Source organism: Bartonella sp. P0282 (assembly GCF_048452985.1).
Classification (GTDB): Bacteria; Pseudomonadota; Alphaproteobacteria; order Rhizobiales; family Rhizobiaceae; genus Bartonella; species Bartonella choladocola.
The window spans coordinates 511,693-535,619 of sequence record NZ_WTFO01000001.1 but is presented as its reverse complement, the minus strand read 5'-3'; the positions used below and the strand labels follow the sequence as shown (position 1 = coordinate 535,619).

Here is a 23,927-nt window from a genome sequence, read left to right as displayed (position 1 = left end):
GGTAACGTCGCAAAGGTAAAATGATGGAAAAGGAATTTTTTCAACGCACCTCCACCTATTCGCGTCGTTTGCGTTCGACGACACTTGTGCGTATCCGTTGGCTTGCGATTTTCAGCCAGACAATTACAATTGCTTTTGTTTCTGTTTATCTCGGATTTAAGTTTCCCATCATTCCATGCACAATATTGATTGCCGCATCCATCTGGCTCAATATTTTTCTGACCTTTTTTTATTCCATCAATGACCGCTTGTCATCCAATGTTGCAACTACAATACTGGGCGTCGATATTCTGCAATATGCGGCTTTGCTTTATTTGACAGGCGGTTTACAAAATCCGTTTTCGGTTTTGTTAATTGCACCCGCCGTAATATCTGCAACGTCTCTTCCGCGCAAACATATCATTTTTCTCAATCTTCTGGTTATCATTTTTGCCAGCATTCTTTCAACCTATTCGGAACCTTTGCCCTGGTATCCGGGGCGGACAATCGAGACACCACGGCTTCTTGTCGACGGTATATGGACGGCAATTGTTTCGTTCCTCATCTTCACGACAGCCTATGGTTACAGAGTGGCGGAAGAAACCAGAAGTCTGGCCGATGCGCTCAGTGCCACAGAACTCATCATGCAGCATGAAAAACACCTGTCCGAACTCGATGGTCTTGCTGCCGCCGCAGCGCATGAACTTGGAACACCGCTTGCAACAATCCAGCTTGTTGTCAAAGAAATGTACAACGGATTGAAGGATGATCCTGCAATCGGCGACGATTTAAGCCTTCTTTTAAGCCAGACAGAACGTTGCAGAAACATATTGAAACGTTTGACGACACTTTCAAGCCAGGGTGAAGACCATCTTTCACATTTGAGCCTTCTGGAGCTTCTTCAGGAAGTTTCCGAACCGTTACGTGAATTCGGTATCGACATTATTATCGAAAAGGGCGAAACGGTCGGTGACGAACCGGTTTTTCCGCGCAATCCCGGTATTTTGTATGGTCTCGGCAATCTTTTGGAAAATGCAGTCGATTTTGCGCGCAGCAAAATCATTATCCAGTATAAATGGAATGAAAAATATGTTGCCTTGACTATTATTGATGATGGCCATGGTTATGACCCGTCAATTCTTGATCGCATCGGCGAGCCTTATACGACAAGCCGCCATGCCGACAGTCAGGGCGGGGGATTGGGACTTGGATTGTTTATTGCCAAAACACTTCTCGAAAGATCCGGTGCGCTTTTGCGTTTCAGGAATAGTCCGAAAAAAGAATATGGTGCAGAAGTTTATCTGGCATGGAGTCGAAAGAGCCTGACCAAGACCAAGACGATTTGACATTTTGTCGCAGTCAAGGCTAATGTTGACAGCCAAACGATACATTTGGACCTACCGGATAAAGGACAATGCATGACTGATACTGCACATAATCAGGACGCGATTGGAGCCGATACTTCATTGCTTCTGGTTGACGATGACAAGCCGTTTCTCCACCGTCTCGCACGTGCCATGGAAGCACGTGGCTTCAGTGTGACCATGGCCGAATCAGTGCAGGACGGAATCGCCAATGTGCGTCATAATCCACCCGCTTATGCGGTGGTAGATCTCAAATTGGGTGATGGCAACGGACTTGATGTCATCGAGGAAATTCGTAAATGCCGTTCCGATACCCATATGATTGTATTGACCGGTTATGGCAATATTGCTTCGGCGGTTAATGCTGTAAAGCTCGGTGCAATCGATTATCTCTCGAAACCTGCCGATGCCGACGATATATTCGGTGCTCTTACCCGCCACGCTGGCGAAAAAGCTCCGGTTCCGGAAAACCCCATGTCGGCTGATCGTGTACGCTGGGAACACATCCAGCGCGTTTATGAAATGTGTGATCGTAACGTTTCAGAAACTGCCCGCAGATTGAACATGCACCGGCGCACCTTGCAACGCATTCTGGCAAAACGCGCGCCAAGGTGAAATGATATTCTTCCGGCCGGAATAAAAGCGACGCGAACGAAAGTGACAAGAGCAACAATCCGGACATAGCAAGCCGTTAAATAATAACATATTCTGAAGTAGCGCTCGCTCGAAATTGCTCATTGGCAGCCAAAAGTAAAACGCGAAAAGCTTGCCCTTTCCGGTTTATTGTCAAATGCGCAATCAATCGGATTTTTCATCGCTATCAACAGCAAGATCAAATCCATCAAGCTCGGCTTTTGTCAGTCTTCTTGCTGCAACCCTTGAAAAACGCAACATGACCGATTTACGGGTTGCTGCCGACATACGGTGTTCGGGGGCGTCGCGCATGATATAGCCGTCAAACCCGTCAGCCAGAATAAACCCGCAACTTTCCGGAAACAGTTCCATTGGGACTTCGGCGTGGCTTGCGAAATAAAGTCTGTCACAATGGGCGCGATAATCCTGCCATTTATGATCTGCCTTCAAATCTCCGATTGATGATTTGATCTCGACAATAATCACTTCACCCTTGCGCCCTATTCCAACGAGATCGGCGCGCCTTCCGTCGGCAAGTGGCAACTCGCTTAAAACCGGAATGCCAAGCCGCAAAAAAAGCCTTTGTACGCCATGACGCACCATTAAAGCTTTTTCGGATTGTCGCCCGTCGTCAAGAGGATGTTCTTTATGGAGATTGATAATCGGCATAACAGGATATTCGGATTTTTCCTTTCAAATCCCGTATAACGGGAATTGGTTTTATTTACTGACTTTTTATCGACACGGTTCCAGAACGGATGGTCGCAATAAACGTGATCGGCAAAAATTGAACGCCACCCGCTTATTGGTGGTTTACTCCTAATCCGTTCAACGTTTTTTCAATCATCGGCAACATTTTTTCAACAATAACAGTAACGCCTTTATCGTTTGGATGTTTCCCGTCATCAAGCTGCAAATCCTGATGCCCTGCTACGCCTTCCAAAAAGAAAGGATAGAAAGCCGTATGATATTTGTCGGCAAGGCGCGGGTAAATGGCTTCAAATTGTCCGGCTTTGTCCTTGCCATAATTGGGGGCACTTTTCATGCCGACCAGTATGACGGGGATTTTGCGATCTTTCAGCCGCGACAACATAAAATCGAGATTATCCTCGGTTACCTTGGGGTCGATGCCGCGCAACATATCATTGGCACCGAGTTCTAAAATGACGAGGCCGGTCTGATCCGGCACCGACCAGTCGATGCGCTCCCTGCCACCGGTTGTTGTATCACCTGAAACGCCGGCATTGATTACCGATATGTTGTAATTTTTCGCCTGCAATGCAGCTTCAAGGACAGCAGTAAACGACTTGTCGACGGGGAGCCTGTAACCTGCCATCAGGCTATCGCCGAAACCGACAATCTGGAAAGGGCGTGGCGGGGCCAAATCATCATCGAGTACCGGTGTTTCACTGTCTTCCCGCGCCGGTTCTTCAATTTGACCGGTTTGTTGGGCGGATGCAGGAAAAACCGCAATGCTGCCTAGAAAAAGCCCGATGAATGCACAAATAAAAGGCCGCAACATTTTTTACCCCTCGGCGTGAAGTATCGTTATAATCCTAGATCAGTTTGTGACATAAGAACAGGAGTTATTTGTGGCAAGAGCTTTGGTTGAACTCAAAAATATTGATCTTACTCTTGGTGAAGGTAGTTCTCGCGTTCACGTTTTAAAGAATCTGTCACTTGAGATACATCGCGGTGAAACTGTCGGTATTGTTGGCCCATCCGGTTCCGGCAAGTCAACATTGCTTATGGTTCTTGCAGGGCTAGAGAAAATTGACAGTGGCGAAATATTCATTGCCGATACGCGTATTGACAAGATGAATGAAGATGAAGCAGCGCTTTTTCGCGGGCAGAATATCGGCATTGTTTTTCAATCATTCCAGCTTATTCCAAATATGACAGCTTGGGAAAACGCCGCTGTTCCGCTTGAACTTTCGGGAAATGCCGACGCTTTCGATATTGCAAAACAGGAACTTGAACATGTGGGACTTGGCGAACGTCTCGATCATTACCCCGCGACATTATCGGGTGGCGAGCAGCAGCGCGTCGCCATTGCACGTGCACTCTCGCCCAATCCCCGCATATTGATTGCCGACGAACCCACCGGCAATCTCGACACCGATACCGGTAAAACCATAGCAGATCTCATTTTCAAACGTGCCGCAGAGCATGGATTGACAACCGTTCTTGTTACCCATGACAGAAGCCTTGCCGCGCGATGCGGGCGTCAGATTTATGTACGAAACGGTTTGATCGAAAAAGACAGTGGAGCGGCAGTATGAGCCTGTTTCAGGAACTTCGCCTCGCTTGGCGGTTTTGTTTGCGAGAAATGCGCAGTGGCTTGAACGGGTTTTATATTTTTCTGTGTCTTATTATATTGGGTGTTGCAGCCATTGGTGGTGTCGACGGTGTTTCGCGAAATATTTCCCGCGAAATTAACGATCAGGGGCAGCTTATCCTTGCCGGTGATATACGTTTCGGCCTGACCCAGCGCGAAGCAAACGAACAGGAATTGGCATTTTTCAAAGCCAATGGCAAAGTATCCGAAAGCATTCTTATGCGTTCCATGGCGCGGCGCGCCGATACAAGTGACAGCACATTGGTCGAAATAAAGGCTGTCGACAGCTTCTATCCGCTTTATGGTACGTTAAAGACCCTGCCACCGGCGGGAAACGAAGATCTGTTCAAAAAAGACGATCAGGGGTTTGGTGTTGTTGCCCAGAAACTTCTCATGGAGCGGCTTCAACTTCATATCGGCGACAAAATTAAAATTGGCGATCGTGATTTTACAATTCGCGCTGTTCTTGACGAAGAACCCGATCTTTTGTCGGAAGGTTTCCAGCTTGGCCCACGGCTTTTCATGTCGATTGATGCCTTACGTGAAACGGGATTGCTGGTTCCGGGAAGCTTGCGCAATTTTGTCTATAAAATTGCGCTCGACAATAGCTCCGACAGATTCTTGCACGACCTCCAACACAATCATGAAAAACAGTTTTCGGATAATGGTTGGTCTATCCGCAGTCGCGTTGATGCCGCTCCGGTTTTGCAAAAAAACATTGAACGTTTTACCAGTTTTCTTACTCTCATAGGACTGACAGCACTCATTGTCGGCGGCGTAGGAATTGCAAATTCTGTCAACGCCTATATGGACAAAAAACGCAAGGTTATTGCCATATTCAAAGCCCTTGGTGCACGTTCGCGTTTGATTATCGAAATCTATTTTTCACAAATTATGCTCATCGCGCTGATCGGAATTATAATAGGACTTGTTTTTGCGACGATCATTCCCTTTGCGGCAAGCCTTATCATCCGCCAATATCTACCTTTTTTCGGAGAAGCGCATTTTTCACCGATCAGTCTGGTACTTGCAATTATCTTTGCATTGTTGACGACAGCAGCTTTTGCCATTTTGCCTCTATCGCGTTCGCGCTTTAGGTCCGTAACAACGCTCCTTCATCCTTTTGGCGGGGAAGAGCTTAAAAAATCCGACAAATCCGGATGGTTGTTGACCGCAATATTATTGCTTGTAACAGCTACTCTCGCAATTTTAACCGCTTCTGACAAACGATTGGCCTTTATCTTCATCATCGCTGTCATCGTCGTCTTCCTCGTATTGAGAGGCGTTGCTTCGGCCATTACTTTTGCTGCACGCAAATGTGCCCATATGCGCTCAACGATCTTGCGCGTTGCTATCGGCAATATTTATCGCCCGCGCTCCATTACACCTTCGGTTGTTCTGGCACTTGGTCTTGGTCTGACATTGCTTGTTACGCTTTCGACAATCGATAATAATTTAAGAGCCGAACTTTCGGGCTCCGTTCCTGAAAAAGCGCCCGATTTCTTTTTCATGGATATTCTGAAAAGCGATGCCGAGGATTTTTCAAATTTTCTGAAACAATATGATCCTTCCGGAACCTTCAGGATGATGCCGACATTGCGCGCCCGTATTACAAAAATAAACGGTGAACCGGTAAAGAACAGAAAAGTAAAAGAAGAGAGTGAATGGGTCTTACGCGGTGACCGCAATATAACCTATTCTGAAACCATGCCCGAAAACACCGTTCTTTCCGAAGGCCAATGGTGGAAAAATGACAGTAACAAAGCCATAGAAGTATCGGTTTCCGATCGGGAAGCAAAAGGGCTTTTTCTGAAACTTGACGATACAATAACTGTCAATATATCGGGGCGGGAAATAACCGCCCGAATCACCAGTCTTCGTCGTGTTGACTGGGACTCGTTTGCTATGAATTTTGTCATGATTTTTTCGCCGGAAGCCTTGAAAGGTGCGCCACATGTTTTTCTCGCAACTTTCAAAGAAGGGGGCAATCATCCGGTTGACGAAGCCGGACTAATGCGTGAAATTGCCAACCGTTTTCCTTCAATTACGGTGGTTCCGGTTCATCAGGTACTTGATGACGCAAGAAAAATAGTTGATGAAATCGGCATAGCTATTCGTGCATCCTCGACAATAGCCATTATGGCTGCAATCCTTGTCCTGATCGGCATACTTTCTTCGACCAACCAGTCGCGCATTCATGATGCCGTTATCTTGAAAACTTTAGGAGCAACCCGCAAAATGCTCTTTAAAGCCTATTTTGCAGAATATGCAATTGTCGGCTTGGCAACAGCAATATTTGCGTTTGTTGCCGGAACGGTTGCCGGCTCCTTGATTGGCCGATACAAAATGGAAATAATCAACATCCATTTTTCATTCACTTCCGGTATTGCCGTCATTTGCACGGCACTTATTCTGACCATCGGCTTCGGCCTTATCGGAACCTGGCATATATTGAGTGAAAAACCGTCACGTTTTCTAAAAGAATTGTAATCTATTCCGGATGATGCGAGACTTGTATTTTTTCAAATTAATGCCCATAATATCAGCTAGGCATGCTGGGGTTCCGCCAGCGGCGCCCGGGATTGGAATGGGGGAATCACTTTTTTTGAACCATTTTGCCCGACACCGTCCGGAACACAAGCTAAAGGATTATTTATATGGCTGATTTTAGAAACTTTCGCCCGACAAGCGCAACTCAGGCCGATGCTTCCATCGACATGGGACTGCGCAGTTATATGCTTGGCGTTTACAATGCAATGGCAATCGGGCTTGTTATTACGGGTATTGCAGCATTTGTTATCGCTTCACTTGCAACATCGAGTGACCCGACACCTTACATGTTGCCAAACGGCGTTTATCTGACATCATTCGGTGTTACTTTCTATACTTCACCGTTTGCTTATGTTGTGATGTTTGCTCCGCTCATTGCAGTGTTCTTTTTGAGCTTCAAAATTGAGTCGTTGAGCACAAGCTCGGCACGTATGCTGTTTTTTGTTTATGCAGCACTCGTAGGATTGTCGCTTTCATCCATTATTCTGCGCTACACACCTGCAAGCATTACACAAACATTCTTCATTTCAGCGGCCGCTTTCGGTTCCCTGTCGCTTTACGGTTATACGACAAAGCGTGATCTGACAGGTATGGGGTCGTTCCTGTTTATGGGATTGATCGGCCTTCTGTTGGCCATGGTTGTCAATCTTTTTCTGGGGTCGAATGCACTGCAATTTGCCATCTCGATTATCGGTGTTCTCATTTTTGCCGGTCTTACCGCTTATGACACCCAGACAATCAAAGTTATGTATTATGAAGGTGATGAAGCCGAAACACGTGGCCGCAAGGTTGTGATGGGTGCTTTGACACTCTATCTCGATTTCATCAATATGTTTGTCTTCCTGTTGCAATTCCTCGGACAGAATCGCAATTCATAAAGAATTCAAACAAAACCGTTCTTTAAACCCCGTCTTTCGAGACGGGGTTTTCTTTTTAACGATTTTTCTTTTTCTTGAATTCTTATTCGTCTCTTCAAAAAAGTTCTTGTTCGCCTGTTTAAAAATTAGCAAACATCAGTGCTGCTTTCCGCAACAACACCTTCAATGACAAGCTCAGACAATTTTGAAGAGCTTCTTGTCAAAAACTTTCAGAACATTGCGGAGTTCCTTGCCGCGCTTCAGGATCAATCCGCTTGCTGCAATGACACTGTAAGCACCTTGACGGTTCGCCAATTTCGGGTTTTTCTCGACACGATAAAGCGGTATTTCAGCGGTTCGGCGAAAAATGGAAAACACCGCTTTGTCATCCAGATGGTCAATCGCGTAATCGCGCCATTCGCCGGCAGCCACCATTTGTCCATAGACACGTAATATCGCATTCAATTCGATACGGTTAAAGGCAACAGGGCCGGAATGTTTTTTGAAACTGTTTTGTGAAAAAGCTTCGATTATAATTGCTTGATCGTCGCTCATATCAACCATGGTGTTTATCTTCCATTTTTTGCAGGCGTTGGTGTCCCATTTTAAATGGTTATGCAACCTGTCTCGCGGCAATTATATCTTTTATCATATTTTGGTGAAAAAATAGGTGGTAATAGTCTTCAATTTCAAGCGACAAAGCTTGTAGTTTTATAGCTGTCACTTCATATAATAATCAAAGCTTTCGAGCGGGGCAAATCTGCTTTCAGAAAAAATCATGGACATCCTTAAAAATAAAAAGTTCCATTGGCCAAGCCAATTAAGTCAAAAAGCCCTCCAGACAAGATTATTGCAGGCTGTCCGCAATCGTCATGGACACCGTCCGAAAGATGCCGATCGTGACACTTACGATATGGTCGTCGGCTCATACAATATTCATAAATGTGTCGGTGTCGACAATGTGTTCGATCCGGAGAGGATTGTGCATGTCGTTGCCGAACTCAATCCCGATATTATGGCTTTTCAGGAGGCTGACAAGCGTTTCGGCGAAAGAATAGGTTTGCTTGATCCGGAACTTCTGAAATCGGAAACCGGTTTGGAGCGTGTACCAATCAATACGATGTCCCCACGCGGATTAGGCTGGCATGGCAATGCGCTTTTCATGCGCAATGGGAAAGTCAAAGATATTGTCCAACTGAAACTGCCCGGCGTTGAACCGCGTGGTGCGCTCATCGTCGAACTCGATATGCCGGTCGGGCTTATCCGCATTGTTGCCGCCCATTTCGGTCTCTTGCACCATTCAAGGATTCAACAGGCAAAGCTTATTTTGTCTATTCTGAAAAAACGTGACATCATGCCGACAATCATGATCGGCGATTTGAACGAATGGCGATTGGGCAGAACATCGTCTCTCAAAAGCCTTGCTCCGTTTTTTGATTTACGTTTGGGAACATTGCCGAGTTTTCCTTCGCGCTTTCCTGTTTTGGCGCTTGACCGTGTTTTTGCCTATCCGCATGAACTCGTTTCCAATATAGAAATCCATAACTCGCCGCTTGCACGGCTTGCTTCCGACCATTTGCCTATCAAAGCGGAAATCGACCTTGAGGGAGCAACCAAACTGCTCAAGGAACGGGCGAAACGTGAAACAGAAACATTTACGGAATAATTCCGTTTATAACGCCGGAAAAACAGGTTGAAGCCGGAAAACGATTGTTTAAACGGCGCTCCCCTGTTTCGAGAGGCTCGAAACACATCGAGCCTATCAGTTTCAGGCACTCGGTTTTCGTCAATAGAGGCCGTTTTTCCGGTAGATAAAGAACTTTTATAACGGCAATAGCCCCATGTCGCGACAGCGCAATCGACAGCTTGGGAAAATATCAGAGATAGGGCGAACCTAGCCAGATAACCCTGTCAATCAAACGCGAAAGAAATGGCCGATTTACAAGATCTTCCATTCTGACTTCACGCGCATCTTCCTGCTCATGCTGTATTTTTTCCGAAAGATAGCGGGCAAGTGTTTCGTCGAATATTTCCATATCGATCTCGAAATTCAATCTTAATGAACGCGAGTCAAGATTGGATGAACCGACATAGCTCCAGCGATCGTCGATCTCCATGAGTTTTGAATGATTGAAAGGCCCTTTTGCACGCCATATACGGCACCCGTCACGCAAAAGCTGATCGAATTGGGCACGCATAGCCCGGTCGACAAGTTTCAAATTGTTATTTCCCGGCACGATAATATCAACGTCGACACCGCGACGGGCGGCTGTTACCAGCGCGCTAATCAATTCCCTGTCGGGTAAAAGATAGGGTGTCATGATACGAATATGCTTTTCGGCAAGCGAGAATGCACCGATTAACATGCGTTGGTTTGTTTCGATCAAACGGTCGGGACCGGTTGGTACAACGCGGACGCAGACACCTTCATCGGATTTTTCCTTGATTGCCGGAATAGCCCAGATTTTGGTGTCGAGATTTTCCCCTTTGGCAAAAGCCCAATCATTGGCTGCGACCGAAAAAATATCGGCAACAGCCGGCCCTTCCACGCGAAAATGGGTATCATCGGCGGTTTTTTCACCGCTGAATGTCTGTGAAAAACCGGCACGGATATTCATACCGCCAGTAAAAGCAACACTCCCGTCGACAACCAGAATTTTTCTGTGCGTGCGCAAATTGGCATAAGGCAGACGTAAACCGATAATAATATTGCCGTTAAAAACCGCGACGGGGACTTTTTCACGCCGTAAATCACGAACAATCGAAGGGATCGAATAGCGCGCACCAACCGCATCAATAAGAACACGCACCTCGACACCGCGGCGAACAGCAGCAGACAAAGCTTCAACAAAAAGCTCCCCCATACCGTCGCGGTCAAAAATGTAACATTCGAGAATCAAACAACGCTTGGCCGCACCGATTGCGCTTAACATAGCACTATAAGCTTCATCGCCATTATCAAGAACTGTTAAATGATTGCCGCGCGTCATCCGGCCAAGGCTTACATGATCGCCAAGTTTTTTCATGGGCGCGGCAAGCCGTCCGAACCGGTTCAGAATATAACTATCCGAACAATCATACTTATCGGCACGCGCATGACCTTTGCTGCCGGCATGCCGGTGCCGTTTATAAACAACATTGTTATGAATGCGGTTGATACCGAAAATACCATAGATGACAGCACCCAAAACGGGCGAAAGCATAATGACACCAACCCACCCGATAGCGGTGCGAACCTCCTGCTTTGTCATAGTGGCATGGATTGCAGCACCAAGCCCCAGAAAAAACGACAATAAGGCTAGGATATGCGGCCAATAATTTTCAATAAACACATGCATTGGTTACTTTACTTTCATTGGTCTTCATAAAGGTCGATAACCGCGATAATGATGAACCTGCTTTTTTTCTATGTTATTTCTTTTTATATTCTATGATAACGGTAACGCGAAAATGGTATTGCCCATGTCAAATAGCAATGCCATAAAACGCATTCTTCTGAAACAGTCATTTTGAAAAGGAAAAACCGTCGTGAGTTCAAATAATTGGAATCCCCTGGATGGTGCAAGCGAGCTATCGGCGAAATGGGGGTGGTTTTTGGTTCTTGGAATTATCCTGCTGCTTGTCGGCATTGTTGCAGCATTTACTTTGCCATTCGCAACAGAAGCTGTCGCTATCTATATCGGACTTATGATGCTGGTGGGTGGTATTGTGCAGCTCATTCATGCATTCGGCGTTAAAAGCTGGGGACGTTTTTTCTACTGGCTGCTCGCAGGTATTCTTTATACGTTCGGTGGCATTGTCTGCCTTATCCAGCCAATTCTGGCGGCTGCGGTGTTTACATTCCTGCTCGGCTTCCTGCTTGTTGTAGCCGGTGTTATCCGTGTTGTTATCGGTTTCCAGAGCCGCGAACTCAAAGGCCATGGATGGATTATTGCAGCCGGTATTATTACCGCTATTGCCGGTCTCGTTATCACAACCGGTTGGCCTGCCAACACACTTTGGGTTCTCGGCCTGTTCCTGTCGATCGATCTTATCTTTCAGGGATGGGGCTGGATCGGTTTTGCAATCGGCTTGCGGTCACTCAAAAATTTTGGCAAATAATATGCCAAAATAAAAAGGGGAAGACAGTGCTTCCCCTTTTTCTCTATTGCTTTCAGCTTAACCGTTCATAACAAACATTGGTTAACCCGTTTTGGACAAAACCGAGTTGATTGGCTGCCCCTTTGGACAAATCCAGAATCCGACCGGCAATAAATGGGCCGCGATCATTGATACGCACAATAATCGATTTTCCATTGAACTTGTTGGTCACTCTGATTTTGCTTCCAAGCGGCAATGTCTTATGCGCGGCTGTCATAGCGAAGGGATTCATCTTTTCGCCTGAAGCTGTTTTGGAATGCAATGCATACCAGGATGCACCACCGCATTGCCCACCATGATTGATATGACCATGACTAAGCGCCGCGTTACCAAAACTGGAAAAACAGACAACAAAAATTGCTGTCAGGAACGATAGAAGTCTTTTTTTATCGGTCAAAAAACACATATCCTGCTAACTGGTTAGAGTTTCGGGGGATTAAGCGAATGAGGTTTCTTAACCGATGGTTGTGTTGTTCACATGGCTGTGAAAAGGCATTTTTGCCATTATTATCAATTATTTGCCCTATTTTTGGACAAATTATTGTACAACTATGAGTTTTTAAAAAGTGTAGATATCAGACGATGAAAGAGTTCAATACTCCTGCACCATTGCGTATAGTTTATCTGGTTATAGGCTGTCTTATGGTCGTTCTGGGCATTATCGGAGCTGTTTTGCCCATTATGCCGACGGTGCCATTTTTGCTTGTCGCATCCTGGTGTTTCGCAAGGTCATCTCCGCGTTTTCACAATTGGCTTCATCATCATAAAATTTTCGGCCCCCCTATCAAGCAATGGGAAGAACGCGGGGTCATATCGCCTTTTATCAAATTTCTGGCCGTCGGAGGGATGGTTATAGGATTTTGCTCGTTTATGTTGATAGCACAGCCGGTTCTATGGCTGGCGCTCGCAACAATTTGCATTTTGATTGTGATTTCGATTTATATCCTGACGCGGCCGTCGCGTTAAAGAGCGTGCCGCCCCTGACGATTGAAAACAATTCGACCATTGCTTGAGCGGAATATATGAATGACCGGAATAACTGAATGACCCGAATATGCCGTTGAGACCGGCATTTAGCGAAAGAATTGAGCGGATTTTATCTGTCTTTTCTGTTGCATCGACTTGAAAAACCCGACAAGTGATAAAAGTCGGGAACTTCCCTTTCTTGAACAAGCCAAAAATAATGCAGCCGGAAAATAATATTGAAAAATAAAAAGCGCGGAAAAAATCCGCGCTTCAATAAAGGGGAAAACTTTGTTCCCTATTTAACGAGCGTAACCCCGATTATTTTACGATAACCCCCGATTATTTTACGATAACCTTTGCGCCGACTTCCGCGCGATTATAAAGATCTATAATATCCTGATTGATAAGGCGGATGCATCCGGATGAAACATTGGTACCAATCGTCCACCATTCAGGCGTGCCATGCAGTCTGAACATGCTGTCCTTGCCATCTTTATAAAGATAGAGCGCACGCGCACCAAGCGGGTTTTGCAAGCCCGGTTTCATTCCACCGGCAAATTCTTTCAATTCCGGCTGGCGTACCAACATACGCTGTGGCGGAACCCAGGCTGGCCATTCCGCCTTGCGTCCGATTGTTGCATTCCCCGTCCAACGGAATCCGTCACGCCCCACGCCAATGCCATAACGCATGGCCTTGCCATCCGGCATGATGTAATAAAGGTGCTTGTTGGCAGTATCAATAATAATTGTTCCCGGCTTTTCATCTGTCGGATAGGCTACAATCTGCCGGCGAAATTCCGGTTTGATCTCGTTTGCCTTGATTGCGGGAATAATAAATCCGCCATCATTGACCTGAGAATAGGCCGCAAGCGTCGATGACGAGCCTCCCGTGGTTGTACAACCGGCAAGTGTTGCACTAGCCAAAAGGCTGGCAGCAACCAGAATAGTTTTTACGCGCATATTCCCCTCTTCATTGTTTCAATCGAGATTGTTTCAATCAAGGCAGTTAAAACGAATCAGCTTCGTGTAACCCAATTAAATACGTGATAATTAACAGAATGTTACCCTTATACAGTTTCCGTGATTTCGATTAAAAAACTTTTTACATCAAAATTCCAGCCGGAAAATACCCGCATAGAAATCGCAGCCGGTTTTTCCCGATAAACGTCTTTAACGGAACAGGCTTTTTGAAATTCTATAATAACTCGACTAATCTCAGAAACCTGAAAAGAAATCCCGTATGAATTGGCTGTTCACCGAACTATAGGCACGTTCACGGGCTATAAGTTACTTTAAAAAGCAATGAAAAGATAAATCACCGGTTGAGAACTTCAAAGTCGACAATTCCCCATATTCAATTCAGGATTTAAATTGTTGTTTTCGGCATAAGGAATTTTTTATTGCTGATCTCGTATTTGTGATTCAACAAAACTTGTTTTTATTAGGAGAAAACGCCTTTAGACCTTAACATCCTTATCAGCATATTGATGGAAATTGTTGCGAAGGTTCCAGATTGCCATTTCGGCTCTTGGTTATCATTAAGCCAAATGATGAATTTTCATCCGGCAAAATGATGAACGATCAGGCGGTTGATGAATATGAAATAGCGGGCGTTGTAATCAGGTGGCAAGAATTGGAGATTGCCAGATATTTTTCAAGAAAAGAAAAAGGCCGCGCGGGAGGAGATGCGCAGCCTTTGATTCCGAATGCAGCTATGGGAGGAGGAGGTGCTGCATTCAACTTGCTGGATTTGGGAGGAGGAGTAATCCAGCAAGAGGAAAGATATTGCATGAGACCCCAAACAACAACCCACAATTATGCATAGCTGATATGCATTTAAAAAACCTTTGTTTTCAAAAAGTTACGATTAGCGAAACGGGACAATGCCCCAATAAAAGCCGCGAAATGTTTTCAAAAACCAGGGTTTCACGTACCGTTTTTTTAAACGATTTAACTCACGCTGTATTCTTTGCGAGATCGGGCGCTTCACTCGTTTAACAGATTTGACCCTCTTTCGATCTGCAAGAATCGTGCTGGAAAGCCCGATCTGGATAGCGATAGCCGGAAACATCTGCTCGATATTGAGGGAACGGCAAACGCCGCATTCCGGATTATACATGATTTCATCAATCGGTGCCGTGACAAATTTGATTTCGTCATATAGCCGTCTGGCGCAAGCTTTTGACATGATGTAACCACCGGAACAATAATGTTTGCTAACAAGTCGTCCCAGTTTGTAATGGCAGGCAAGTTCGGTGTCGAATTTTTTTAAAACACAAACGATTCGTGCGGTATCAAGTTTAACAATGTCACACCCTTCAGGCACCCAATCATAATTTTTCAAAAACAAATGGGCATGGGGCGAGAGTTTTATATCATCTTCGAACACGGCTCCATAGAGATCATCTCCTTCGGCAATCAACCGCCAGCATTCAAGATGACTGAGAAAACAGCCGACTTCCGCTCTTGCCAGTTTTTTAGGCCAATTACGAACGCGTGTCAGCTCCTCGAATTGCTCATCAGACAAAGAACGGCCATCAACAGCTTTGACGCGGATAAAATCGAGGCCTTCTTTGGTAAATACGCTTCTTATATGGGTTAACCTCTCTTCAGAGCGATCAAGATTAATCACATAGCATTTCATAGAGCTTAGGCCTCGGTGACAAATTACGCCTCAGCTTCTATCATTAAACGGGGTCAACACTCAAGTTGCTGATGAACGGATATGTGCTGCAATTGATATAAAGCCGAACGCAACGATAAAAAGAACGGTCATTATCAATACAATTGTCGATGCCGCATCAGAACCGATAAACGCGCTTGAATAAACGCCGAGAAAGCTGCTTATAACCGCAATGGCGATCGCGATAACAATCATCAATGAGAAACGTTTTGTTACAAGATAGGCAATGGCACCAGGCGCAATGAGCAATGAAATAGCCAATATTATCCCGACGGCTTTCAATGCCGCAACGATTGTCAGCGAAATCATTGTCAATAAAGCATAATGCAAAAACCGTTCATTGAGCCCTACAGCTTTTGCCTGAATGGGATCAAACGTAAAAAGCAGAAAATCCCGCCATTTTGCACCAAGGGTAACGGCCACCAAAACCGAGATGAAGAGAGTTTCAAAAATATCAATCCGGTTTACGCCCAACAAATGGCCAAACAGAATGTGATTGAGATGAAGTTCGCTTTCTATACTGGTTGCCAGAACAAGTCCCAAACCGAACATTGAAGAAAACACAACCCCCATGACCGTGTCTTGCTTGATGCGGCTATTTGCCCCCAAAAAACCGGTGAGAACCGCACATACCATGCCAGCCAGAAATGCACCGAAGGCCATCATTGCCATGGTCACATCGGACCGGTTGATTGCCTCGGCACCGATAAAGGGGATAAGCCCCAAAACAAATAGTGCTGCCGGTGTCATCATATAACCGGCGACGACACCCGGAAAAACGGCGTGCGAGATTGCATCCCCCAAAAGCGACCAGCCTTTCAAAATCAAAAAACAGGATAGCATTGCCATCGGCACGCCAACAATCATTGTAATCAGCATTCCCCGGATCATGAAAGGAAATTGGAAGGGAAACAAAAGCGTATCTATCATGATTGTACTTTCCGTGCACGCAGCCGTGCCGCAATGAAACCGTGTTTGGGCGCAAAGATAAAACTCAAAGCAAATAATAGTGCTTGCAACAATACAATCACGCCGCCGGTCTGGGCGTGGATCAGATAACTTAAATAAACGCCGACTACACTTGTGAGAATGCCGATCAGAACCGAAAGAACAATCAAACGCTGGAAACGATCGGTTATCAGATAAGCGGTTGCACCCGGTGTGACGACAAGACTGATAACCAGAAAAGCACCCACTGTCTGCATGGCCGCCACTGTTGAAGCCGCAAGCAGCGCAAAAAACAGAATTTTCAATCCCTTGGTGTTTATTCCGATTGAACGGGCATGATTTTCGTCAAAGAAAGTCACCATCATATCTTTCCATTTAATGAAAAGTATAACGAGCGAGACAACGCCGATCAGAGCAAGCTGGAAAATATCTGCGGGGCTCACCGCCAGAATATTGCCAAGTACAATCGTGTCGATGCTGACAGCCATCGGCCTCAATGATTTCATAAACAATCCGAGCGCAAAAAAGGACGAAAAAATAAGGCCTATGATGGTGTCTTCTTTCAATTTCGTCCGCTCGTTGAAAAACAACATGGCGGTGGCGGCGAGGCCTCCCGAAAAAAAAGCGCCTAACGAAAAAGGCAGTCCCAACATATAGGCTCCCGCAACACCGGGCACAATCGAATGGGAAAGCGCATCGCCGATCAGCGACCAGCCTTTGAGCATCAAAAATGCCGACAGGAATGCGCAAACACAACCAACCAATGCGGAAACCCACATTGCATTTATCATGAAATCATAAGAAAACGGTTCGACAAGCCAGTCCATCATCACAGTCACTTTTTCTGTCGGGGATAAAGAATAAGCGGGCTTTCATCATCGCTGACAACGTCTGCGCCATTGGTCATATCCGAAGGTTTAACCATATGGTGACGCAACGCACCGCCAAAGGTCTCGGTGAGGTTTTCTTCGGTGAAAATTTCGGATGTCGGCCCATAGCCCAGAACCGTCCCTTTTATCAAAACAGTGCGGTCGCAAAATTCGGGTACAGAACCAAGATTATGTGTGGAAACCAGCATAACCGCACCACTTTTGCGCATTTCTTTAAGCAATACGATAATTTGGTCTTCGGTTTTGACATCTACTCCGGTAAACGGTTCATCAAGCAAAATGACCTTTGCTTCCTGCGCTATCGCGCGCGCAAGAAAAACGCGCTTTTTTTGCCCACCGGACAATTCACCGATCTGGCGCTTGCGAAAGGAAAGCATATTTACCCGCTGTAATGCATCTGTCACGGCGGCATAATCGATATCTTTGGGCTGACGCAAAAAGTTCATGTGGCCATAACGGCCCATCATGACAACATCTTCGACAAGAACCGGGAAATTCCAATCGACATCTTCCGATTGCGGCACATAAGCGACAAGATTTTTCTTTAATGCATTGCGCACCGGCATATTGAAAATAGTAATGCTGCCGCGAGACAAACGCACAAATCCCATAATGGCTTTGAAAAGCGTCGATTTGCCGGAACCGTTGATACCGACCAATGCCGTAATAGAACCGGTCGGCGTCTCAAAACTCGAATCGCGAAGGGCCGTATGGCCGTTACGGTAGGTCACTGTAATGTGCGACGCCGAAATCCCCACTGTGTTCATTTGGCTAGTCCTTTGGCAATGGTGGAGCTTGTGACTTTCAGAAGATCAATGTAAGTGGGAACAACGCCGTCAGCTTCGGACAACGAGTCAACATAAAGCACACCGCCATATCTGGCGCCGGTTTCGCGGGCTACCTGTTTTGCCGGTGCATCCGAAATTGTGCTTTCCGAGAAAACAACCGGAATGTTATATTTGTTCACGGCATCAATAACATGCTTGACCTGTTGGGGTGTGCCTTGCTGATCGGCATTGATCGGCCATAGATAAAGTTCTTTCAAATTGAAATCGCGGGCAAGATAGCTGAAGGCTCCTTCACTTGTGACCAACCAGCGCCGCTCTTCCGGCAAGCCTGAAAGTTCTTCCTTGATCGGATCAATCGTTGCTCTGATCTTGGCTTTGTAAATTTCTGCATTTTGCTTGTAGGTTTCCGCATTCTGTGGATCATATTTGACAAATGCATCGCGGATATTGTCAACATAGATCAAAGCAGATGTGGGCGACATCCATGCATGGGGGTTCGGTTTACCGTTATACGGCCCTTCATTGATGCTCATAGGTTCGACGCCGGTTGAAACAACAACACCGGGAACATCGTGAATATTATCGAAAAATTTCTCGAACCATAATTCCAGATTCAATCCGTTCCACAAAATGAGATTGGCTCCTTGTGCCCGCATCAAATCTTGCGGTGTCGGCTGATATTCATGAATTTCTGCCCCCGGCTTGGTTATTGACTGAACCTCGGCTGCGTCACCGGCAACATTTTGTGCCATATCGGCAATAACCGTAAATGTCGTTACCGCCTTGAATTTTTGAGCAGCATGACCATCCACAATCGAAAAGAAACTCAAAGCCAGAACTGCGATTGCGGCTATGAATGTTTTGAGACCGACCTGTTGCAAAAAAGCAGGCTTCATTTCCAAAAATCCTCTCACTTGTTTTTTCTTATTGCAAATCATTTGCAATTTCTTTATTGCGTAACAGACCTTCTTAATAATTGCAACTGCAAACTATTTGCAAAAACGAGAAATGGATTTGTTCATTTTCAAGCCGACATTTTGGCGATAAGGAGCGTTTATGTTGGATTACACACGACACATCCGACCGGTGGTCGAGAAGACGAAAAATAAAAGTCCAGTGCGTGACATCGTTTATGACATATTGGAAAATTGCGGACTTCGTGTAACGCGCCAAAGATTGATTGTCGCGAAATATATTCTCGATAGAAAAACAAACCTGATAGATGCCAACAAGCTTCATCAAGATATTGTTTGTGCCGGTAATGATATTTCACTGGCAACAATCTACAATACCCTGCATCATTTTACCAAAGCCGGACTGGTAAGGCCTGTTGCGTCTTCGGGGCAAAAATCTTTCTTTATGGCAAATTGCCGTAACAGCAGTTATTTTCACTATGAAAGCGGTGAAGTCATTGCGCTTTATGGTCACGATCCGGATGTGCAAAAGCTCCCTCTTCCACCCGAAGGTTATGAAGTAAGCCATATTGATATTGCCATCCATCTCGTCAAAAAAACCGGTATCCCGAACACGTCCGTAATACCGGTTACAAAATCCGACACTATTCACGCACGATAATCAATGGTCGATTTTTTGGCGCGTTATATTGCCCTGACGATCTATATAAAGCTTGAGGCGTTGATTGTTTTTGTCGATAACTTCCGCTTTCCAGCCTTCATGCTTTTCATCAAGTTCGTGAATTTTATAGCCGCTTTGCTCCAGTTTTGTGGTCAATGCCGACCAACTGATGCGTGCATTTTGTTCTGCAAAAGCAGAGCTTGCAAAACCGGAAAGGGCAATCGTCGCGGTAGCTGCTGCCAGTGCAATCATGCGCACAGTCTTCAATATCATCTCGTAATCCTCCATTTGTATTGTTGATCTGCCAAGCCACGAGAACCGTCAAAGTTTCTGTTACCCGTTTAATGCATATGGTTTTTATTATATTCGATACAAGAGCGACATCCGCTTCCGTTGCAAAGGTCCGGTTTTTCGGACGGCCAATCCGTCAAAATGCAATTTTTAATCAATGAACATTGCAAACATCTGCCGGTTTTAGCGCAAATTTGTCTGTTCAAAACACCGCATGACCTTAACCGCGTTTAAAACCAAGGGAAAGGAAAACGGCCAATCGCTTTCCCTCCCTTTCATCCACACTTCATAAATCCTTAAAAAACAAGCCCGAAAAATGGACGTTGGCCGGTCAACTTTTATTTGTCAGCCTTTGTTTCAAGCCCCGCAAAACTGCCGATTACAAAATGGTCGATAACAAAACGGCCAATGACGAATGCCCAATCCGGTTTTATAGGAGAAGGTCGGTCACCTGGCTTTGCACCCCCCATAAATTTGCCTCAAAAATTTCAAAGCAGAAAAACCGGAAAAGGCGAAAGATAATTCAATCATGACAACCAGTTAGAGAACATAAAACAAGCAATTATTCTGCTCTATCCATGTTCCGGACACGCCGTTTTTTTAACTCATCCGCCCGAATTGTTAAAATTTTATGCGTTATTATTTTGTGCCAAACATACGGTCGCCTGCATCGCCCAAGCCGGGAAGAATGTAGGATGCCGGATCAAGCGCACGATCGACCGAGGCTGTAAAAATATCAACATCGGGATGGGCGGTTTGCAACTGTTTGATACCCTGTTCAACACTTAATATGCACACAAACCGTATCTGTTTGGCACCGTGTTTTTTCAATTGGTCTATGGCTTTGACAGCAGAATTTCCTGTTGCGAGCATCGGATCGACCACAATAACCAGACGCTCGGAAATATCTTCGGGAGCTTTGAAATAATATTCGACAGCTTCAAGTGTATTATGATCGCGGTAAAGGCCGATATGACAAACGCGCGCAGAAGGCAAAAGATCAAGCATACCGAAAAGCAACCCCTCGCCTGCTCTCAAAATCGAGGCAAGAACGAGTTTCTTGCCCTTGAGCATCGGGGCTTCCATCTCTTCCATCGGCGTTTCAATGTGAACGGTTTCAAGCTCCAGATCGCGCGTGACTTCATAGCCGAGCAAAAATGCTGTTTCCCGCACAAGCTGGCGAAACTCGGCAGTCGATGTTTCTTTGCGGCGCATCATTGTCAATTTGTGTTGGACAAGAGGGTGGGAAACAATTGTTAAACCCATAGACTTTTCTCCTCATTACAGCATTCTATATGTCGTATAAAACCATTCATGTGGAATGAAAAGGGTGAAGCGCCCCCGGCTCTACTTTTTCGTCAGAACCCATTCCCTAAACGGATAAGTTAGGTTAGAAAAAAGTCGGAATAAATTTGAAAGGTCACAAATATGACTGCTGAGACAGAGCGCGTCGGCGCAAAAGGCGGGATGGAAGAAACATTCGGTTTCAAGAAAGTCGACGAATCGGAAAAACAGTCGATGGTCAACGGAGTTTTCCATTCTGTGGCCAAAAAATATGACATTATGAATGATGTCATGTCGGTAGGTATGCACCGTTTGTGGAAAGATGCATTTGTTGCATGGCTTCACCCTTCGCATCTCGACGGGTATAAAGTTCTCGATGTGGCCGGTGGTACAGGCGACATTGCGTTTCGTATTGTCGAAGCTTCCGGTCGCCATGCCCATGCAACGGTTCTTGACATCAACAGTTCCATGCTGGAAGTAGGCCGCGAAAGAGCAAAGAAAAACGGCCTTCTCCCTTATCTCGATTTTGTCGAGGCGAACGCCGAAAAACTCCCCTTTGAAGATAATACATTCGATGCTTATACAATTGCATTCGGTATCCGTAATGTTCCCCACATTGCCAAAGCACTGTCGGAAGCTTACCGCGTTTTGAAGCCGGGCGGGCGTTTTATGTGTCTGGAATTTTCGGAAGTACAAATGCCGATTCTTGACAAGCTTTACGACATCTGGTCGTTCCAGGGCATACCGCGCGTTGGACAAATGATTGCCGGTGACAAAGAATCTTATCGTTATCTTATCGAATCTATCCGCAAATTTCCCAAGCAGGAAGATTTTGCTGCAATGATACGGGCAGCCGGTTTTTCACATGTCAGCTACCGCAATCTGACCGGTGGCATTGCCGCAATGCACTCTGGCTGGAAGATCTGAATGTCGAAACTTACCGCATCCTTCCGTCTTATGCGTGTCGGATTCATTCTGGCACGTGAAGGTGTGTTAAGCGCACTTCCAAGCGATGGATTACCTGCTACACTTGCATTTTTCCATCGTTTCGCCGGCTGGTTTGCCAGAAAAAGAAGTAAAAAAACCAACCGCTCCGAAAATATGTCGCGGGCAATGAACAAGCTTGGCCCATCCTATATCAAGCTCGGCCAATTTCTTGCAACACGCCCTGATATTGTCGGATCGGAAGTTGCAAAAGACCTGTCGAGCCTTCAGGATCATGTCGATACCTTTCCGCATGAACAGGCTGTGGCACAAATCGAAGGTTCACTCGGCCGCAAGATAGATGATCTTTTTGTCGAATTCGGTCCGGCAATTGCGGCCGCCTCGATGGCGCAAGTTCACCCCGCAACCGTGCGCAATCCTGACGGAAGTCTGCGTAAGGTCGCAGTCAAGGTTATCCGCCCCGGCGTGAGACGAAGATTCGCAAAAGATCTTGAGGGGTTTTATCTGGCTGCGGAAATGCAGGAACGCTATGTTCCGGCGACACGACGGTTAAAACCGGTCAGCGTTGTCGACACGCTTGCACAAACCACTAAAATTGAAATGGATTTACGCCTTGAGGCGGCGGCACTCTCTGAAATTGCCGAAAATACCAGAAATGATAAAGGTTTTCGTGTTCCCGCAGTCGATTGGGAGCGCACAGGACGTGATGTTCTGACCATGGAATGGATTGACGGCATCAAAATGTCGGATATTGACGGGCTTAAAGCCGCCGGTTTCGATCTCGATGCACTTGCTGTCACGCTCATGCAATCCTTCCTGAAACACACATTGCGAGACGGTTTTTTCCACGCGGATATGCATCCGGGAAATCTCTTTGTCGATAAAGACGGTTGTATTGTCGCTGTCGATTTGGGCATTACCGGAAGGCTCGGCAAACAGGAAAAACGTTTTCTTGCCGAAATTTTATATGGCTTTATTACCCGCGATTACCGGCGTGTCGCCAATGTGCACTTTGAAGCCGGTTATGTGCCTCCCCATCAAAATATGGAAAGCTTTGCACAGGCCAATCGCGCCATAGGCGAACCGATCCACGGTCAATCGGCTGAAACAATTTCGATGGCCAAATTGTTGACCCTGCTTTTTGAAGTGACCGAACTTTTCGACATGCAAACACGGCCGGAACTCTTGCTGTTACAAAAAACCATGGTGGTTGTAGAAGGTGTTTCCCGTTCGCTTAATCCGCATTTCAACATGTGGAAGGCTGCGGAACCGGTTGTAAAAGAATGGATTACAAAAAATTTGGGGCCTATCGGCATGGCGAAAGACTTGACCGAGGGGGCGCAATCGCTCCTTACTTTTGCCCGCAGAACGCCAGAACTTGTCAGAAGCGTCGAACGCATCCAGAAAGGTGCTGATAAAATGGCGCAGAATGGCCTTCATCTTGATGATGATACACTGAAGAGATTTGCCCTGATGCAGGCAAAACAAAACCGTTTTGGCCGCTATGCTATGGTTTTGATCGCTGTTTGTATGGTGATTATCACTTATAAGCTCGTCATTTGATGATACAAAATCTGGTCAACCCGACAAGTTTGTTATGTGGCTTTAAACCGTATTGCGAGTGGCGGCTTCCCGCTTGGTCCGAAATAACGGGCGCCCCGTCATGGCACAGACCAGAAACTCCCGCAATTCGACA

23 protein-coding genes and 2 pseudogenes are annotated in these 23,927 nt (G+C 45.9%); 12 read left to right on the top strand and 13 right to left on the bottom strand.

Annotated elements, in window-relative coordinates:
- Window positions 1-23: 23 nt before the first annotated feature.
- Window positions 24-1,325 (top strand): ActS/PrrB/RegB family redox-sensitive histidine kinase, encoded by a 1,302-nt coding sequence (locus GQS64_RS02455; RefSeq protein ID WP_077990510.1) that lies wholly within the window; start codon window positions 24-26, stop codon window positions 1,323-1,325.
- 72 nt (window positions 1,326-1,397) lie between these two features.
- Window positions 1,398-1,958, top strand: coding sequence for an ActR/PrrA/RegA family redox response regulator transcription factor (locus GQS64_RS02450; protein ID WP_077990508.1), 561 nt, complete (start codon window positions 1,398-1,400; stop codon window positions 1,956-1,958).
- Window positions 1,959-2,141: 183 nt separating this feature from the next.
- On the opposite strand, the gene GQS64_RS02445 is transcribed toward GQS64_RS02450, so the two are convergent.
- Both GQS64_RS02445 and GQS64_RS02440 read right to left on the bottom strand, forming a co-directional pair.
- The gene (locus GQS64_RS02445; protein ID WP_077990507.1) at window positions 2,142-2,645 is read right to left on the bottom strand and encodes an MmcB family DNA repair protein; all 504 of its coding nucleotides are present in this window, start codon (window positions 2,643-2,645) and stop codon (window positions 2,142-2,144) included.
- Window positions 2,646-2,778: 133 nt separating this feature from the next.
- The gene (locus tag GQS64_RS02440) at window positions 2,779-3,498 is read right to left on the bottom strand and encodes an arylesterase (protein ID WP_198230512.1); all 720 of its coding nucleotides are present in this window, start codon (window positions 3,496-3,498) and stop codon (window positions 2,779-2,781) included.
- Between the two features lie 70 nt (window positions 3,499-3,568).
- Here GQS64_RS02440 and GQS64_RS02435 point away from each other — a divergent pair, with 70 nt between their 5' ends.
- The 3 genes from GQS64_RS02435 (at window position 3,569) to GQS64_RS02425 (ending at window position 7,742) form a co-directional block, all read left to right on the top strand.
- Window positions 3,569-4,258 (top strand): ABC transporter ATP-binding protein, encoded by a 690-nt coding sequence (locus tag GQS64_RS02435; RefSeq protein WP_077990504.1) that lies wholly within the window; start codon window positions 3,569-3,571, stop codon window positions 4,256-4,258.
- Window positions 4,255-6,804: an ABC transporter permease gene (locus GQS64_RS02430; RefSeq protein WP_198230511.1), complete on the top strand. Its 2,550-nt coding sequence runs from the start codon at window positions 4,255-4,257 to the stop codon at window positions 6,802-6,804. The genes GQS64_RS02435 and GQS64_RS02430 overlap by 4 nt, the downstream gene beginning before the upstream one ends.
- 167 nt (window positions 6,805-6,971) lie before the next feature.
- A complete protein-coding gene (locus tag GQS64_RS02425) occupies window positions 6,972-7,742 on the top strand; it encodes a Bax inhibitor-1/YccA family protein (RefSeq protein WP_198230510.1) in 771 nt (256 codons plus the stop codon).
- 174 nt (window positions 7,743-7,916) lie between these two features.
- On the opposite strand, the pseudogene GQS64_RS02420 reads toward GQS64_RS02425, so the two are convergent.
- Window positions 7,917-8,207, bottom strand: a pseudogene (locus GQS64_RS02420) (DUF2794 domain-containing protein); the annotation flags it as partial.
- 292 nt (window positions 8,208-8,499) lie between these two features.
- On the opposite strand from GQS64_RS02420, the gene GQS64_RS02415 reads away from it, so the two are divergent.
- Complete coding sequence (locus tag GQS64_RS02415) at window positions 8,500-9,387, top strand: endonuclease/exonuclease/phosphatase family protein (protein ID WP_198230509.1); 888 nt, start codon at window positions 8,500-8,502, stop codon at window positions 9,385-9,387.
- Between the two features lie 211 nt (window positions 9,388-9,598).
- Here the strand turns inward: GQS64_RS02415 and GQS64_RS02410 are convergent, their stop codons facing one another.
- Complete coding sequence (locus GQS64_RS02410) at window positions 9,599-11,059, bottom strand: phospholipase D-like domain-containing protein (protein ID WP_198230508.1); 1,461 nt, start codon at window positions 11,057-11,059, stop codon at window positions 9,599-9,601.
- A gap of 190 nt (window positions 11,060-11,249) precedes the next feature.
- Between GQS64_RS02410 and GQS64_RS02405 the strand changes: the two genes are divergently transcribed.
- On the top strand, window positions 11,250-11,822 hold the full coding sequence (locus GQS64_RS02405) for an HdeD family acid-resistance protein (protein ID WP_077990497.1): 573 nt from the start codon (window positions 11,250-11,252) through the stop codon (window positions 11,820-11,822).
- A 52-nt stretch (window positions 11,823-11,874) separates the two neighbouring features.
- Here the strand turns inward: GQS64_RS02405 and GQS64_RS02400 are convergent.
- Window positions 11,875-12,150, bottom strand: a pseudogene (locus tag GQS64_RS02400) (septal ring lytic transglycosylase RlpA family protein); the annotation flags it as partial.
- A gap of 293 nt (window positions 12,151-12,443) precedes the next feature.
- Here GQS64_RS02400 and GQS64_RS02395 point away from each other — a divergent pair.
- Complete coding sequence (locus GQS64_RS02395; RefSeq protein WP_198230507.1) at window positions 12,444-12,827, top strand: YbaN family protein; 384 nt, start codon at window positions 12,444-12,446, stop codon at window positions 12,825-12,827.
- Window positions 12,828-13,166: 339 nt separating this feature from the next.
- On the opposite strand, the gene GQS64_RS02390 is transcribed toward GQS64_RS02395, so the two are convergent.
- Entirely contained in the window at window positions 13,167-13,787 is a 621-nt protein-coding gene (locus GQS64_RS02390; protein WP_077990492.1) for a L,D-transpeptidase, read from the bottom strand.
- 610 nt (window positions 13,788-14,397) lie between these two features.
- Here GQS64_RS02390 and GQS64_RS02385 point away from each other — a divergent pair.
- Window positions 14,398-14,652, top strand: a complete 255-nt coding sequence (locus GQS64_RS02385; RefSeq protein ID WP_198230506.1) for a hypothetical protein — start codon at window positions 14,398-14,400, stop codon at window positions 14,650-14,652.
- A gap of 42 nt (window positions 14,653-14,694) precedes the next feature.
- Here GQS64_RS02385 and GQS64_RS02380 read toward each other — a convergent pair whose 3' ends face one another.
- From GQS64_RS02380 to GQS64_RS02360, 5 genes are read right to left on the bottom strand one after another with little or no spacing between them, the layout of a single operon-like run.
- A complete protein-coding gene (locus GQS64_RS02380; RefSeq protein ID WP_198230505.1) occupies window positions 14,695-15,471 on the bottom strand; it encodes a glycosyltransferase family 25 protein in 777 nt (258 codons plus the stop codon).
- Window positions 15,472-15,531: 60 nt separating this feature from the next.
- Window positions 15,532-16,440, bottom strand: a complete 909-nt coding sequence (locus GQS64_RS02375) for a metal ABC transporter permease (protein WP_077990487.1) — start codon at window positions 16,438-16,440, stop codon at window positions 15,532-15,534.
- The gene (locus GQS64_RS02370) at window positions 16,437-17,288 is read right to left on the bottom strand and encodes a metal ABC transporter permease (protein WP_305852086.1); all 852 of its coding nucleotides are present in this window, start codon (window positions 17,286-17,288) and stop codon (window positions 16,437-16,439) included. Before GQS64_RS02370 ends, GQS64_RS02375 begins: the two co-directional genes overlap by 4 nt.
- A gap of 5 nt (window positions 17,289-17,293) precedes the next feature.
- Window positions 17,294-18,115 carry a manganese/iron ABC transporter ATP-binding protein gene (locus GQS64_RS02365; protein WP_198230504.1) on the bottom strand — a complete coding sequence of 274 codons (822 nt, stop codon included), beginning with the start codon at window positions 18,113-18,115 and terminating at the stop codon, window positions 17,294-17,296.
- The gene (locus GQS64_RS02360) at window positions 18,112-19,032 is read right to left on the bottom strand and encodes a metal ABC transporter substrate-binding protein (protein WP_198230503.1); all 921 of its coding nucleotides are present in this window, start codon (window positions 19,030-19,032) and stop codon (window positions 18,112-18,114) included. The genes GQS64_RS02365 and GQS64_RS02360 overlap by 4 nt, the downstream gene beginning before the upstream one ends.
- A 160-nt stretch (window positions 19,033-19,192) precedes the next feature.
- On the opposite strand from GQS64_RS02360, the gene GQS64_RS02355 reads away from it, so the two are divergent.
- Complete coding sequence (locus GQS64_RS02355; protein WP_198230502.1) at window positions 19,193-19,711, top strand: Fur family transcriptional regulator; 519 nt, start codon at window positions 19,193-19,195, stop codon at window positions 19,709-19,711.
- Here the strand turns inward: GQS64_RS02355 and GQS64_RS02350 are convergent, their stop codons facing one another.
- Window positions 19,712-19,984: a PepSY domain-containing protein gene (locus GQS64_RS02350; protein ID WP_077990480.1), complete on the bottom strand. Its 273-nt coding sequence runs from the start codon at window positions 19,982-19,984 to the stop codon at window positions 19,712-19,714.
- A gap of 657 nt (window positions 19,985-20,641) precedes the next feature.
- Window positions 20,642-21,268, bottom strand: coding sequence for a uracil phosphoribosyltransferase (gene upp / locus GQS64_RS02345; RefSeq protein WP_198230501.1), 627 nt, complete (start codon window positions 21,266-21,268; stop codon window positions 20,642-20,644).
- 162 nt (window positions 21,269-21,430) lie between these two features.
- Between upp and ubiE the strand changes: the two genes are divergently transcribed.
- On the top strand, window positions 21,431-22,213 hold the full coding sequence (ubiE, locus tag GQS64_RS02340) for a bifunctional demethylmenaquinone methyltransferase/2-methoxy-6-polyprenyl-1,4-benzoquinol methylase UbiE (protein WP_077990478.1): 783 nt from the start codon (window positions 21,431-21,433) through the stop codon (window positions 22,211-22,213).
- On the top strand, window positions 22,214-23,794 hold the full coding sequence (ubiB, locus tag GQS64_RS02335) for a 2-polyprenylphenol 6-hydroxylase (RefSeq protein WP_198230500.1): 1,581 nt from the start codon (window positions 22,214-22,216) through the stop codon (window positions 23,792-23,794).
- Window positions 23,795-23,927 lie beyond the last annotated feature (133 nt).

Coding starts and splice junctions, on each gene's coding strand:
- GQS64_RS02370 (WP_305852086.1), bottom strand. CDS start 17,288: ATGATGGACTGGCTTGTCGAACCGTTTTCTTATGATTTCATGATAAAT.
- GQS64_RS02425 (WP_198230510.1), top strand. CDS start 6,972: ATGGCTGATTTTAGAAACTTTCGCCCGACAAGCGCAACTCAGGCCGAT.
- GQS64_RS02385 (WP_198230506.1), top strand. CDS start 14,398: ATGATGAACGATCAGGCGGTTGATGAATATGAAATAGCGGGCGTTGTA.
- ubiB (WP_198230500.1), top strand. CDS start 22,214: ATGTCGAAACTTACCGCATCCTTCCGTCTTATGCGTGTCGGATTCATT.
- GQS64_RS02395 (WP_198230507.1), top strand. CDS start 12,444: ATGAAAGAGTTCAATACTCCTGCACCATTGCGTATAGTTTATCTGGTT.
- GQS64_RS02455 (WP_077990510.1), top strand. CDS start 24: ATGGAAAAGGAATTTTTTCAACGCACCTCCACCTATTCGCGTCGTTTG.
- GQS64_RS02450 (WP_077990508.1), top strand. CDS start 1,398: ATGACTGATACTGCACATAATCAGGACGCGATTGGAGCCGATACTTCA.
- GQS64_RS02360 (WP_198230503.1), bottom strand. CDS start 19,032: ATGAAGCCTGCTTTTTTGCAACAGGTCGGTCTCAAAACATTCATAGCC.
- GQS64_RS02375 (WP_077990487.1), bottom strand. CDS start 16,440: ATGATAGATACGCTTTTGTTTCCCTTCCAATTTCCTTTCATGATCCGG.
- GQS64_RS02350 (WP_077990480.1), bottom strand. CDS start 19,984: ATGATATTGAAGACTGTGCGCATGATTGCACTGGCAGCAGCTACCGCG.
- upp (WP_198230501.1), bottom strand. CDS start 21,268: ATGGGTTTAACAATTGTTTCCCACCCTCTTGTCCAACACAAATTGACA.
- GQS64_RS02440 (WP_198230512.1), bottom strand. CDS start 3,498: ATGTTGCGGCCTTTTATTTGTGCATTCATCGGGCTTTTTCTAGGCAGC.
- GQS64_RS02430 (WP_198230511.1), top strand. CDS start 4,255: ATGAGCCTGTTTCAGGAACTTCGCCTCGCTTGGCGGTTTTGTTTGCGA.
- GQS64_RS02355 (WP_198230502.1), top strand. CDS start 19,193: ATGTTGGATTACACACGACACATCCGACCGGTGGTCGAGAAGACGAAA.
- GQS64_RS02410 (WP_198230508.1), bottom strand. CDS start 11,059: ATGCATGTGTTTATTGAAAATTATTGGCCGCATATCCTAGCCTTATTG.
- GQS64_RS02445 (WP_077990507.1), bottom strand. CDS start 2,645: ATGCCGATTATCAATCTCCATAAAGAACATCCTCTTGACGACGGGCGA.
- GQS64_RS02415 (WP_198230509.1), top strand. CDS start 8,500: ATGGACATCCTTAAAAATAAAAAGTTCCATTGGCCAAGCCAATTAAGT.
- GQS64_RS02390 (WP_077990492.1), bottom strand. CDS start 13,787: ATGCGCGTAAAAACTATTCTGGTTGCTGCCAGCCTTTTGGCTAGTGCA.
- ubiE (WP_077990478.1), top strand. CDS start 21,431: ATGACTGCTGAGACAGAGCGCGTCGGCGCAAAAGGCGGGATGGAAGAA.
- GQS64_RS02380 (WP_198230505.1), bottom strand. CDS start 15,471: ATGAAATGCTATGTGATTAATCTTGATCGCTCTGAAGAGAGGTTAACC.
- GQS64_RS02365 (WP_198230504.1), bottom strand. CDS start 18,115: ATGAACACAGTGGGGATTTCGGCGTCGCACATTACAGTGACCTACCGT.